Annotated in this window: 11 protein-coding genes; 5 read left to right on the top strand and 6 right to left on the bottom strand. The window is 38.6% G+C overall.

Annotation, left to right across the window (positions count from 1 at the left end; all coding sequences use genetic code 11):
* Positions 1-11: 11 nt before the first annotated feature.
* Positions 12-947 (bottom strand): LysR family transcriptional regulator, encoded by a 936-nt coding sequence (locus tag H4J65_RS03215; RefSeq protein WP_182195406.1) that lies wholly within the window; start codon positions 945-947, stop codon positions 12-14.
* 97 nt (positions 948-1044) lie between these two features.
* Between H4J65_RS03215 and H4J65_RS03210 the strand changes: the two genes are divergently transcribed.
* Positions 1045-1479, top strand: a complete 435-nt coding sequence (locus tag H4J65_RS03210) for a DMT family transporter (protein ID WP_182135122.1) — start codon at positions 1045-1047, stop codon at positions 1477-1479.
* A gap of 4 nt (positions 1480-1483) precedes the next feature.
* Complete coding sequence (locus H4J65_RS03205) at positions 1484-1951, top strand: DMT family transporter (RefSeq protein WP_182135124.1); 468 nt, start codon at positions 1484-1486, stop codon at positions 1949-1951.
* A 309-nt stretch (positions 1952-2260) separates the two neighbouring features.
* Here H4J65_RS03205 and yaaA read toward each other — a convergent pair whose 3' ends face one another.
* Positions 2261-3037, bottom strand: coding sequence for a peroxide stress protein YaaA (yaaA, locus tag H4J65_RS03200; protein ID WP_182195402.1), 777 nt, complete (start codon positions 3035-3037; stop codon positions 2261-2263).
* 293 nt (positions 3038-3330) lie between these two features.
* Between yaaA and tal the strand changes: the two genes are divergently transcribed.
* The 3 genes from tal (at position 3331) to H4J65_RS03185 (ending at position 5396) form a co-directional block, all read left to right on the top strand.
* Complete coding sequence (gene tal / locus H4J65_RS03195; RefSeq protein ID WP_182195398.1) at positions 3331-4293, top strand: transaldolase; 963 nt, start codon at positions 3331-3333, stop codon at positions 4291-4293.
* Between the two features lie 119 nt (positions 4294-4412).
* Positions 4413-4586, top strand: a complete 174-nt coding sequence (locus tag H4J65_RS03190) for a DUF3545 family protein (RefSeq protein ID WP_182135130.1) — start codon at positions 4413-4415, stop codon at positions 4584-4586.
* Between the two features lie 243 nt (positions 4587-4829).
* Positions 4830-5396, top strand: coding sequence for a DUF6942 family protein (locus tag H4J65_RS03185; protein WP_182195394.1), 567 nt, complete (start codon positions 4830-4832; stop codon positions 5394-5396).
* Positions 5397-5707: 311 nt separating this feature from the next.
* Here H4J65_RS03185 and parC read toward each other — a convergent pair whose 3' ends face one another.
* From parC to parE, 4 genes are all read right to left on the bottom strand, one after another.
* A complete protein-coding gene (gene parC, locus H4J65_RS03180; protein ID WP_182195390.1) occupies positions 5708-7996 on the bottom strand; it encodes a DNA topoisomerase IV subunit A in 2289 nt (762 codons plus the stop codon).
* Positions 7997-8137: 141 nt separating this feature from the next.
* Positions 8138-9394, bottom strand: coding sequence for a GGDEF domain-containing protein (locus H4J65_RS03175; RefSeq protein WP_182195385.1), 1257 nt, complete (start codon positions 9392-9394; stop codon positions 8138-8140).
* Entirely contained in the window at positions 9387-11222 is a 1836-nt protein-coding gene (locus H4J65_RS03170) for a tetratricopeptide repeat-containing diguanylate cyclase (RefSeq protein WP_182195381.1), read from the bottom strand. The genes H4J65_RS03175 and H4J65_RS03170 overlap by 8 nt, the downstream gene beginning before the upstream one ends.
* Positions 11223-11651: 429 nt before the next feature.
* Positions 11652-13541, bottom strand: coding sequence for a DNA topoisomerase IV subunit B (parE, locus tag H4J65_RS03165; RefSeq protein WP_182184423.1), 1890 nt, complete (start codon positions 13539-13541; stop codon positions 11652-11654).
* Positions 13542-13550: the final 9 nt, after the last annotated feature.

Below are 13550 nucleotides of genomic sequence, written 5' to 3'. Positions count from 1 at the left end.
ACTTTTTCAATCTAATTTAGTTCCCAATAAAGCGGTGAGCCATACACTTCACTAAAGTAGTCAATTATTTGTCTTACGTTTAGCGATACATGGCGGGTATTAGGATAAATGGCCGTAACATGCTGAGCTGTTTTCTTAATAGCGGTATTGTAGTTGGGTAATAATTTAATCAAAGTGCCATTTTTGAGATACTCTCCAATAAGCCAATCAGGAAAAAGCACAATACCCATACCTTTAAGCGCAGATACTAGCAAGCTTTCTGCATTATTGGAGGTCAGTAAAGCCGGTATAGATTGATGCAGCCAATCTTCATTTTCTTTTTTAAACAGCCAACGGTTTTGGCCTGATGAACCTTTATATATTAAACATTTATGCTCGGGTAAATCTGCTGGACTTTGCACTATGCCATATTTTTTTATGTATGCTCGAGAAGCAGCTAAATGATAGGTTTGCTCGCCAAAAGTACGGGCATGAAACGAAGAGTCAGTTAAGGTTCCAATCCGAAAAATAATATCTGTAGCATCATGATGGGGATCAATAAAATCATCCGTTAATGTCAGGTCTATTTGTAATTTAGGGTGGCGAGAGCTGAGTTGAGGCAGCCAAGGTGCGATATGTCGTTGTCCAAAAAATACCGGGCCATTTATTCTAACTAAACCACCGGGTTCTAGCGTTTTGTCTTGAAATTTATTTTGCGCCTCATTAATGCTTGCGGTAATTGATTGTGCATAAGTCAAAAATACCCTAGCAGCTTCGGTAGGGATCACGGCACGTGTATTCCGATAAAAAAGTTGCTGCCCTAAATTGTCTTCTAACTGCTTAATAATACGTGACACTTTAGAAGCTGACACACCTTCTCTTCTCGCCACAACCGAAAAACTTTGATGATTAAATACATTAATAAAAAAAACTAATGTTTTTATACTGATTGAATTTATATTATTCATTTGTGCAACTTTTGCAAAGATCATTTCTATATTATAGCGTTTTTCATGATGATGAGCTGATGTAAACTACATAATATGATTTATTAAAGGCTGTCTCATGCAAATTTTATTAATATTTATTGTTGTTTTAGGTGGAATGGGCTTGTCTGTTGAAGCGGGGCTACTTGGGCCTCTAGGAAATCAAGTCGGTGAACTGTGGGCCACATTGAGCATTTTTGGTGTTGGAGCTGCACTGACTTTTTTATTAATGCTGTTCTTTAGCCCACGTAATAGTGCTTCTTTTTTTGCACAACCGCCATTATTGCTCATTGGCGGCGTGTTAGGGCCTATCTACGTTATTGTATTAACGGTTGTTACTCCTGTTATTGGGGTCGCGATGACTATGATTGGCATACTTGCAGGCCAAGTATTTAAAAGTTTAATAATCGACCATTTTGGTTTATTTGGTACGACTGAACGAAAAATAGATCTTAAGCGAATTATTGCCTTGGCTTTCATTGTACTGGCACTTTTTTTTATGACTAAGGGGTAAAGAAATGACCACCATTATAATGATTATGTTAGCCGTCATTGCTGGCGCTACATTGAGTGTTCAAGCGGCATTAAATGGTCGCCTAGGCGGCAATGTTGGCGTATTTAAAAGCGCATTTTTAACGTTTTCGGTAGGCGCTTTAATCACTGCCTTGCTTATTTTTTTCTTTGAGCCCAATCACGCTATTACTTTAATGGATGTACCCAAATGGCAGCTGCTTGGCGCCTTATGTGGTGTACCTTATATTGTTATTATGGTGATTGCTGTTCAACATATAGGCACAGCATTAGCAACGGTTGCGGTTATTTTTGGTCAGCTCACCATGAGTGTGTTAATCGATAACTTTGGCTGGTTGGGCAATGAGGCCATTACACTGTCAAATAGCCGAATTGGGGCTTTAGTTTGTTTGGCGATTGCGCTGTATTTTATTCATTCGAGTAGTAAAGCTGAAGTAAAAGAAGCCGATAGTTAATACGGTTATATTTAATTTAGCATAGCTTTTATAACTATATTCTGTGATTGGTTTAGAAGTGTTGGACTGTTGATTTATATTTTGTACTTGAAGATCACCTGGGTCATTTAGGCGTTTAAAAACAATACCCACAGGTTAAACCTACTGTTCAAAAGTATCAGGTTAGCTAATCAGGTCAGCTATAAGTGACGACGCATTAAACAAGGTAGGCGTAGTGTTATGAACCGCTCGGGCAGTTAGCACTATAGTCGCTATAAAGTATCTACCTTTCACCTTTATAGCGACTATAGTCAAGCAAATAAAATTAGCTTAATCTAGCTCTTTACGGGTAAATACCCAATCATTACCTTTACTTAAATCGCAAGAATATTGATAACCTGCGACATCAAAGTCTTTTAGCTTTTCAAGATCTGTGATTTGGTGCTCAATAATATAACGCGCCATTAAACCTCGGGCTTTTTTGGCATAAAAACTGATCATTTTAAATTGACCATTTTTCCAATCTTTAAATGCTGGAGTTATTACTTCGGCTTTTAATACTTTTTTATTAACCGCCTTAAAGTATTCATTTGACGCTAAATTAATTAACACATTATCGCCTTGGGCGGCAATAGCGACATTTAAATGCTCGGTGATAATGTCACCCCAAAATTGATATAAATTGCTACCGCGATCATTATCTAATTTTTTACCCATTTCTAGTCGATATGCTTGCATCAAATCGAGCGGTCTTAATAGGCCATATAACCCTGATAATATCCGCATATGCTGTTGAGCGAAGGTAAAGTCATCCTCGCTAAACGATTTAGCATCTAAGCCAGTGTATACGTCGCCATTAAAAGCTAGCACAGCTTGTCGAGCATTTTCCGGCGTAAAAGGCGTTGCCCATTCGCCAAAACGTGCCGCATTTAAGCCGGCTAATTTATCGCTAATAGCCATTAATGAACTAATATCCGCAGGCGTTAGTGTTTTACACTTTTTCATCAGCACTTTACTGTCTGCTAATAGTTCAGGTTGTGAATATAGCTCGGTAGCAACGGGGGATTCATAATCTAAGTTCTTCGCCGGAGAAACAACAAGTAACATTATTTATCTACTCTATCTTACAATTTTTGTCACTATAACACAGGAAAAAACTAATATAATTATCTTCATTATGAATTACTCATTGAACCGCTAGCGCACACAAGCAATAAAGTGTTTTATCAACACTATTTCATCCTCACACTTGCTAAATTATGAAAATTTGATACAAATAGAGCCGAATAAGATAAAAAGTTCACTATTATCAATCAAAACACTTGTAAATGTTGTAATATTTCACCAAAATTTACTCAATAAAACCACCTGATTACATTATCAACGTCAAGGGACATGTTATGACCGATCAACTTTCTCAACTTTCTCAACTAAAAGCAATGACCACGGTTGTTGCTGATACCGGCGATATTGAAGCTATTGCTAAGTTTCAACCACAAGACGCCACCACGAATCCGTCTTTACTATTAAAGGCAGCCTCTTTAGCTAATTATCAGCAACTACTTACTAGCGCAGTAGCGTGGGCGAAAACTCAATCATCAAACGCTGAACAGCAAGTCATCGACGCTGCAGATAAGTTTTCGGTACTCATCGGCTTAGAAATCTTAAAGACAGTCCCAGGTAGAATTTCAACAGAAGTTGATGCGCGCTTATCCTTTGATACAGCCGCATCGATTGCTAAAGCGTATAAACTTATCGCTATGTACAACGAGGCTGGCATTAGTAATGATCGTATCTTGATCAAAGTAGCCTCAACATGGGAAGGTATTAAAGCGGCAGAGCAACTAGAAGCTGAAGGCATTAACTGCAATTTAACTTTGTTGTTTAACTTTGCTCAAGCACAGGCCTGTGCTGAAGCCAATATTTACCTAATTTCACCTTTCGTTGGTCGCATTTTAGATTGGTATAAAAAAGACACTGGCCGTAGTGATTACTCAGCCAGCGAAGATCCAGGCGTAGTATCAGTAACCAGTATTTATAATTATTACAAAGCTAAAGGTCACAAAACTGTAGTCATGGGTGCTAGTTTCCGAAATATTGGTGAGATACTTGAACTCGCTGGTTGTGACCGATTAACGATTAGCCCAAACCTGATGGATGAATTAGCTAATTCAACGGCGACAGTATCGCAAAAACTATTCATCGATCATGCTCCATTAGCCGATGAACCTGCACTTAGTGAAGCACAATTTAGATGGCAAATGAACCAAGATGCCATGGCAACAGAGAAGTTAGCCGAGGGTATTCGAAACTTTACCATTGACCAAGTTAAACTTGAGCAACAATTACAGGCTATGCTTTAAATTTTTAAGTTATGAAACTTGTGAACCCCATGAAATTGTAAATAAAATGCAAATAATATTTCTATATTGTTAATAACTGTGATACAAAATACTGCAGTTGTAGAAATAAGGAGCATACCATGGAAAATTTTCAACAAGTATTGGGCTCTTTAGGCAAACGGCCTAAATCGAGTTCAAGTAATAATAAAAAAAGAAAGTGGCGTGAAATTGAACAACTGAAAGAAAAATTTCAACTGGAAAAAGAATTAAAAGCATTTGATGATTCTTTAGAAAATATGTTGAAAGAGTTTTAATTAAGCTTAGTATGGCTAATATAAACGATTAAAAGCCCGGATTGTACCGGGTTTTTTATTGCATTTTTATTAGGAAAAGTACCACCAATTTCACTAAACTTGTTATCAATTCTACTGGTTTAAATAAAGAACTGCTGCGTTATTTATTTAATAACTAGCACAACTCGTTATTAAATAAATGTTTTATATTTGGCCATTTTTCCTGCGTAAAAATGGATAAGCTAACGAATAAAATGGGTAAAAATGCTAAATAAAGCCGTCGGTTTAGGTACTCTTGACGCCAAGATTATTTTCTATATAAGAAACTGCCCTCCATTAGCACACTATCAAAACCTGACGAGTGTTAAAGCGTTAGTGACAGATGAAATTGCCGATATTGCTCGTGAAACCGGTAACCATTGGCGAAAAATTTTTAATGTCTACGCTAAGTTGTTATTTGAAATATCACCGGAACAATTTACTAGTTGGCAAAACTTAAGAGACAGCGCTCTATTACAGGCAGAAAGTGATCATTGCTTACTTTTTTCAGCACCTGACTTTTCAGAGGCTGACTGTTCAGGGGTTAATTTACTCAGTGCTAAGCCCAGTCAAAAACTACACATAATATTAGGCAAAGGTTACGCTGAACAACTAGGGTTTTGTAATGACTGCATATGGCTGAGTCATGATTTCGCCATTAATATCGATTTAGGCGTTATTATTTGTCCTTATTTCGATTATCGGCAATTATCAAATAAAAAAATTACGCAACTTTCGGGCCTAATTCAACAAGTAACCGCGCACCAAGTAAAATCTAAGGTGGATGGTTAGGAACGGCGACGTGTTTGTAGCATTGCCGACATGAATGTTGGTACTGAGTTTTTGTTAGGCACAAAAGGCTGACCACTCGTCCTGAGCATCGCTGCTACTTCACATCCGTGTGATCGCAGCATACCGCTCGTCCTGAGCATCGCTGCTACTTCACATCCGTGTGATCGCAGCATACCGCTCGTCCTGAGCATCGCTGCTACTTCACATCCATGTGATCACAGCATACCGCTCGTCCTGAGCATAAAAAAGCCCTAAGATATTTAATCTTAAGGCTTTTTTTGTGCTAATTCTTAGGTGCTAAATCAGAAGTATTAACTCTCAGGAATTTCAGGCTCTATATCTGAGTTTTGTTGCTCTATAACGATATGATCAACGCGTTGTAAACCTCTAGGTAGCTTATTACCTCGACGGCCACGTTCACCTTTATAATGTTCAATGTCACTCGCTTTTAACGTTAACTTGCGCTTGCCTGCATGCAAGGTAATGGCACTGTTGGGTGGCAACACTTCGAGCAAGGTTACATATTCATCACGTGTTTTAGCCCTTGCAGTAGGGATATTAATTATTTTATTACCCTTACCTTTACTCAAAATAGGCAAGTCTTTGATTGGGAAAACCAGCATGCGCCCTTCTGAGGTAATTGAAAGCACTAATTCTGTCTCTAAATTACTAATAACTTTTGGCGTCATTACTTTCGCCGCTGCAGACAAAGTTAATAATGCTTTACCATTTTTATTACGACTGACCATATCGGCAAAGCTTGCCACAAAACCGTAACCGGCATCACTACTGAGTAAGTAACGACATTGGTCATCAGCCATCAGTACTTTTTCAAAGTTTTCACCACTGGTCAGATTAAAGCGTCCGGTTAGCGGCTCTCCTTGGCTACGCGCTGAGGGTAGACTATGCGCATCAGTGGCGTAAGCTCTACCTGCGGAGTCAAAAAACACCACAGGACGATTACTACGCCCTTTTGCTAAGCATAAGTATTCATCACCTGACTTGTAACTTAATGCTTGTGCATCAATGTCGTGACCTTTTGCACAACGTGCCCAGCCTTTTTGCGAAACCACAACAGTCACAGGCTCACTCGGCATAAGATCTTTTTCAGATAAGGCTTTTGCCTCTTGTCGCTCAACAATAACAGAGCGACGATCATCACCGTATGTTTCAGCGGCTTCTAGGATCTCTTTCTTCATCAAGGTGTTCATGCGAACTTTAGAACTGAGTATTTTTTCTAGGTATTCGCGTTCAATGTTCAACTCATCTTGCTCAGCACGAATTCTAATTTCTTCAAGCTTAGCTAGTTGGCGAAGTTTAATTTCTAATATCGATTCGGCTTGACGTTCTGACAGTTCAAAGCGTGACATTAACTCTGCTTTGGGCTTGTCAAAACCTCTTATAATTTCAATTACTTCATCAATATTAAGATAGGCGATTAATAAGCCATCTAACAGATGCAAACGCGCTAATACTTTATCTAATCGATATTGCAAACGACGACGCACAGTTTCACGTCGATATTCTAACCACTCGCTTAATATGGTTCTAATATCTTTAACGGCGGGTTTGTTGTTCAAACCTATCATGTTTAAATTTACACGAAAGTTTTTTTCTAAATCTGTGGTAGCAAATAAGTGCTGCATCAACTGTTCAATATCAACACGATTTGAACGGGGCACAATCACTAAACGGATTGGGTTTTCATGATCTGATTCATCACGTAAATCAACCACCATTGGCAGTTTTTTTGCCTGCATTTGATTAGCAATTTGTTCTAATATTTTTCCACCAGAAGCCTGATGTGGTAATGCGGTAATAACCACATCACCGTGTAACACTTCATAGACCGCACGCATTTTAATGCTACCACGACCGGTTTGATAAATTTTTTCAATATCGGCTTTAGGCGTGATGATTTCAGCATCAGTTGGATAATCTGGCCCATGAATAATATCGAGTAGATCGGCTAATTCAGCTTTCGGTTGCTCAATTAAATGGATACAGGCATTCGCCACTTCTCTAGCATTATGCGGCGGAATATCTGTTGCCATACCAACAGCAATGCCGGTAATACCGTTGAGTAAAATATGTGGTAGGCGCGCAGGCAAGGTTTTGGGCTCTTGCATGGTGCCATCAAAATTAGGCGACCAATCAACAGTGCCTTGGCCTAATTCGGCCAGTAAAACTTCACTAAAGCGTGATAAACGGGCTTCGGTATAACGCATGGCGGCAAATGACTTTGGATCGTCAGGAGCGCCCCAATTTCCTTGTCCGTCAACTAATGGGTAACGATATGAAAATGGCTGCGCCATTAACACCATAGCTTCGTAACAGGCAGAATCACCATGGGGATGAAACTTACCTAGTACATCACCGACAGTACGGGCAGATTTTTTATATTTTGCTGATGCAGATAAGCCAAGTTCTGACATGGCATAAACAATACGTCGTTGCACCGGCTTTAAGCCATCACCAATATGAGGTAATGCACGATCCATAATGACATACATCGAGTAATTTAAATAAGCTTCTTCAGTGAATTGTCTTAGAGGGCGTTGTTCAATACCGTCTAAACTAAAGTCGAGAGCATCTGACATGAAAATATTTTCCTAAAAAGCTCACTTAATGCCGAATTATTAAGCGTTACTTTTATTATTGTTGTTCTGGGGTAGCTTAGCTGATTATACTAGTGGAAAGAACACTGTTAGGCGATAAATATCGTCCAATAGTGATTAATCTTAATTTTCTTGTCTTTCTGTAGAATAGCTACAAACTTGATTGTGACCATTAGCCTTTGCTTGATACATAGCCAAATCAGCCGCATGTAACAAACTATCAAAATTTTCTTTAATATCAGCAATGCTGGCAATACCTATACTGACAGTAACCTGAATATTATTGTTTTTATTTTTACTGATATTAGCTTGAATTTTCTCACGTATGTGCTCTGCAATCGCGCGCGCTTGTACAATGGTGGCCTCGGGTAAAATAGCGGCAAACTCTTCACCGCCAATACGTGCCAGAAAATCTCGAGAACGCATAGTTTCACCGGCTAATACGCCAACCTGAGCAATAACGCTGTCGCCGGCATCGTAACCAAAGTTGTCGTTTATATTTTTTAAATTATCTATATCTAAGATTAAAATACTGAGTGCTTTATTACCCGTTAATGCTTGTTTCATATAAGTAGCACCGTGACTAAAGAACAAACGACGATTAGGCAATAACGTTAAACTATCAGTTTTTGCCAGTAACTTTAAGGCTTGACGGATTTTAAATTGTCGTAAAAGTAGTAAAAGGAACAGGCTTCCTACGGCAATAAAAATGGCAATATTACGATGCTGTTGACTACGTTCAGATTCAGCACGCGTCAGCGCAAAATGCTGTATTTGACTATTTTGTCTCAGTAGCTCGTTTTCTTCATGCTTTTTTTCAATGTGGTATTTTTCATTTAAACCTTTAACACGATATTCTTTTTGCTGTTTCAAATGGGCAAAATACTTGTTCATGTATTGTTTTTTACTATCGAAGGCTTTCTTATCTTCACCTTGGCTTGCATAGATGTTTGCAAGGGCTAGATAAGCACTGGCAAATAAAGGTGAGTCGAGTTGTTGTTTAGCCAGTAACGGCTCAAGTTTAAGTGCTTTATTGAGCCAATTAATCACTTTATATTCTTGCCCTGCAACATCAGCAATATTGGCACGCACAACATACAATAAATATTGTTCAGCGACATTTAATGTCAGAGACAATTTTTGCCAAGCTAATAATTTAACCTGCGCTGCCACTTTGTCATGCATACTCAAGCTGTTAAGCAATAATATTTCGCTATTAATCGCAAAAAAAACAATGGGCCTTTGCTGTTTAGCATAGAGGCTATTAACTTGATTAAATACCTCTTGCTGGCCAGTAATTTCATCCGCATTCACCGCCGTACTGATAAAAGTCATTAACAAATATAAAGCAAGACCTGTTAACAGTGAGTATTTATTCATGATCACTCACTGTAACTGTATTACGGCCAGACTGTTTGACCTTTAATAACTGTTCGTCAGCTACTTTTAACAAAGCTGCAAAGTTATCATAATTACCTTGCTCAAATGTCGCTACACCAATATTTACCGTTAACTGCTTGATTTGCTGAGTTTGCCATTTTGCTTGTTCGATGTTTTCTTTAAGTCGCTGTACTACTTCCAATGCTTCACTATTGCCAGTATTTGGCAATAAAGCAATAAATTCTTCACCGCCAAAGCGGCCAAAAACATCACTCGCTCGCATTAGATTTTGACCTTGAATAGCAATTTCTTTTAGTGCTTTGTCACCAATAACATGACCAAATTGGTCATTGATTTTTTTGAATAAATCGATATCAATCATATAAACACTAAAGGCTTGTTGATGGTTTTGAGCGGTTATAAAGTATTCTTCACCTAACTCAAGTAATCTACGTCGATTAACGACACCCGTTAGACTATCAGTTCGAGTGGCGTTAGTTAAGTTCCTTTGCCCTTTGATAACACGATATAAGCACCAAGCTAATAACAAAGTACACAATGCTAATATGCCAACAAATGCTTTACGGCTGTTAACGTCAAGTGTCATTTGCTGAAGTTGTAAATGCTGTATGCGCTGTTTTTTCTCTAAAATATTATTATGTCGTTGAGCCGTTTCACTTTCATATTGCAACATTAACTCATCGACTTCTGTCGTTTCTCGTGCCTGCTCACCCGCTATAGACAGCGTAAAATATTGAGTTTGAATTTGATATGCTTGATTATAATGGCCTAAAGCATAATGCAATTTAGCGCTTAAAAAGAGCATTTTTAGCTCACTAGTGTCATAAACATTGCTAGTTTTACGCTCAAGCAGTATTTCAGCTTGCTCAAGACTGTCTAATGCTTCTTGATAACGCGTCATTTTTTCTAAAATATAAGCTTTGTCTATAAGGTATTGAAGTTTTACTAAATGTTGTTCTACATCTTCGATATGTTCACCCGCAAGGAGAATATATCGATACGCACTTTCGATCTCAGCATCTTCCTTGTTGAGGAGCGCCCGAGCTAAATTTCTATAAACACTAGCGATAAACTGATGACTGGTACTGGGCTGAATTTCGCTTTCTAATACGCGATAAACTTTAATAGCTTGCTCAAAATTCTTTTGCTTAGTGTGGTTATTAGCCACATTATGCAAACTATTAAGAGCATAGTTATGTTTACCTGCGCTTTTATAATGTTGATACGACTGTTGAAAATAGTCATTGGCTTGGTTTTTTTCACCTAAATGAGCATATAAAATACCCAGCTCAGTGTTAATTTCACCTAAAAGTGCATCATCGCCAATGGCATTTGCCAGTGCTAAGGCTTGATTAAGCGTAATTAATGACTGTTTGTAATCTTTCTGTAAATATAAGATCGCACCGATATTAATCAGACCGCGCGCAATTAATTTCTGATTATTCATCGAGCGGGCAACATCTAAACCGTTTTGATAAAGTAAAAAAGCCCCTTCAAAATCACCCAAATTTTCGATCGCAAAACCTTTAGAGTAAGCGAGTTCAGCAATAAATATGCTAGGGTTATTCATTTGCTTAGCAAGTTTTAAGCCCTGCTCTGACGATGTCTCACTTAAACTGTATAACGATTGATCTATATATGCCGCAGATTGAATGCGATAGTAATTGACTTGATTGGTGATAGGTTGAGTGTTTAGCTCGGTTTTATGTCTATTTAATAAAACCAATGCCGCTTTGGGATCACTGTTATTAAGCTGTTCGGCACGTAACAAAAACGTATTGAAATCGCTATCAGTTAAAGACTGCAAAGCATTTGATTTACAAGATATTAACAAAAAAACAAAGAAAATTAGGCTACTATTTTGAAAGGTTAATTTTACCAAGCTTCTCAACAAATCTCTGCTCCAACAATCCATGTGATAATATGCGATTAATAGTATAAAACGAATTTAGGTAAATGATAAACTATTATTTATTATGTTAAAAAAAACAATAAGCTATATATCACTAAGGTTATTTTCAAACTATTTTTCAGTTACTTGCCAGTAACTTGCTGCTATTTCATTATCATCTAGGTCAACAACTAAGTAAGCATATCATCATCTTACTCCAAGTTCGTTGTTGCAACGTCCACCTAATGCTATGGCACATTAATAAAAGTTATCGAATGGCTGATGACTTAACGCGAAAAAATCCATTCTGTTGGCCAATATTGCCAACAGAATGGATAAACCTTATCAATCTAATTCAACCAGATCACCTTTAGATTGTAACCAAATCTTACGATCACCGGCCCGTTTTTTAGACAGCAACATGTCCATCAATTCCATAGTTTCACTATGATCATCAACCGTTAACTGCACTAAGCGGCGCGTATTGGGGTCCATGGTGGTTTCACGTAATTGTAACGGATTCATTTCACCTAGACCTTTGAATCGCTGTACATTGACTTTGCCACGCTTTTTCTCTGCTTCAATTCGATCCAAAATACCGTCTTTTTCCGCTTCATCCAAAGCGTAAAACACTTCTTTACCAACATCAACGCGATACAATGGCGGCATAGCCACATAAACATGACCGGCTTGAACCAAAGGTAAAAAATGTTGCGTAAATAACGCACAAAGCAAAGTAGCGATATGTAACCCATCAGAGTCGGCATCGGCGAGAATACAAATCTTACCGTAACGCAATCCTGATAAATCATCGCTATCAGGGTCAATACCTAAAGCCACAGAAATGTTATGCACTTCTTCCGAAGCTAAGATTTGTCCCGAGTCAACTTCCCAGGTATTTAAAATTTTACCACGTAGCGGCATGATGGCTTGAACTTCACGGTCTCTGGCTTGTTTTGCACTACCTCCAGCTGAGTCGCCCTCGACCAGAAATAGCTCGGTACGCAAAATATCTTGGCTACCACAGTCAGTTAACTTACCCGGTAAAGCCGGCCCTTGGGTGACTTTTTTACGAATGATTTTTTTGCCAGCACGTAGACGACGTTGTGCATTAAAAATACAAAATTCAGCTAATGTTTCCGCAATGCTAGTATGCTCGTTTAGCCATAAACTAAACGAGTCTTTTACTACGCCGGTAACAAAGGCAGCGCATTGGCGTGAAGAGAGTCGCTCTTTAGTTTGTCCGGCAAATTGTGGATCTTCCATCTTCACCGACAGGATATAACAACACTTATCCCAAATATCATCTGGCGTTAACTTAACACCACGTGGCAGTAAGCTTCTAAATTCACAAAACTCACGCATTGACTCTAATAAGCCTTGGCGCATACCATTAACATGTGTACCGCCTTGCACCGTAGGAATTAAGTTAACATAGCTTTCGCCTACTGATTCACCACCTTCTGGCAACCAGGTTATCGCCCATTCCGCGGCTTCATGTTGCGAGGTAAAACTGCCAACGAAAGGCTCTTCTGGCAAACTTGGATAACCTTTAACTGACTCTTTTAAATAGTCAACTAAACCGTCTTCATAGCACCATTGATATTTATTATCTTCATTTTTATCATGAAACTTTATGGTCAATCCGGGGCAAAGTACGGCTTTAGCTTTTAATAAATGTACTAACCTACGTGCTGAAAATTTGGCAGAATCAAAATAACTAGCATCAGGCCAAAATTTCACCCGGGTGCCGGTATTACGACGACCCACGATGCCAGTTTCTCTTAACTCTTCTACTTTATAGCCACTTTCAAAAGCCATTTCATAGACTTTACCATCACGCCTAACCGACACGTCTACACGGGTAGACAAGGCGTTGACAACAGAAATACCCACACCATGTAAACCACCAGAAAACTGATAATTTTTATTAGAAAATTTACCACCGGCATGTAACTTACAAAAAATAAGTTCTACCCCTGACACACCTTCTTCTGGGTGAATATCAATCGGCATACCTCGACCGTCATCAATCACTTCTAATGATTGGTCTTTATCAAGGATGACGGTAATATTTTGTGCATGCTTGGCTAATGCTTCATCAACAGAGTTATCGATAACTTCTTGGCCTAAATGATTAGGACGAGTAGTGTCGGTATACATGCCAGGACGATGGCGCACCGGGTCAAGGCCACTTAGGACCTCAATGGAGTCGGAATTATATTGTTCGCTCATTTATAGGTT

Origin of the sequence: Colwellia sp. MB02u-9 (genome assembly GCF_014077085.1) — a bacterium.
Lineage (GTDB): Bacteria > Pseudomonadota > Gammaproteobacteria > Enterobacterales > Alteromonadaceae > Cognaticolwellia.
Note: the sequence above shows the minus strand (reverse complement) of the source record. Positions and strands in the feature narration are given on the sequence as shown.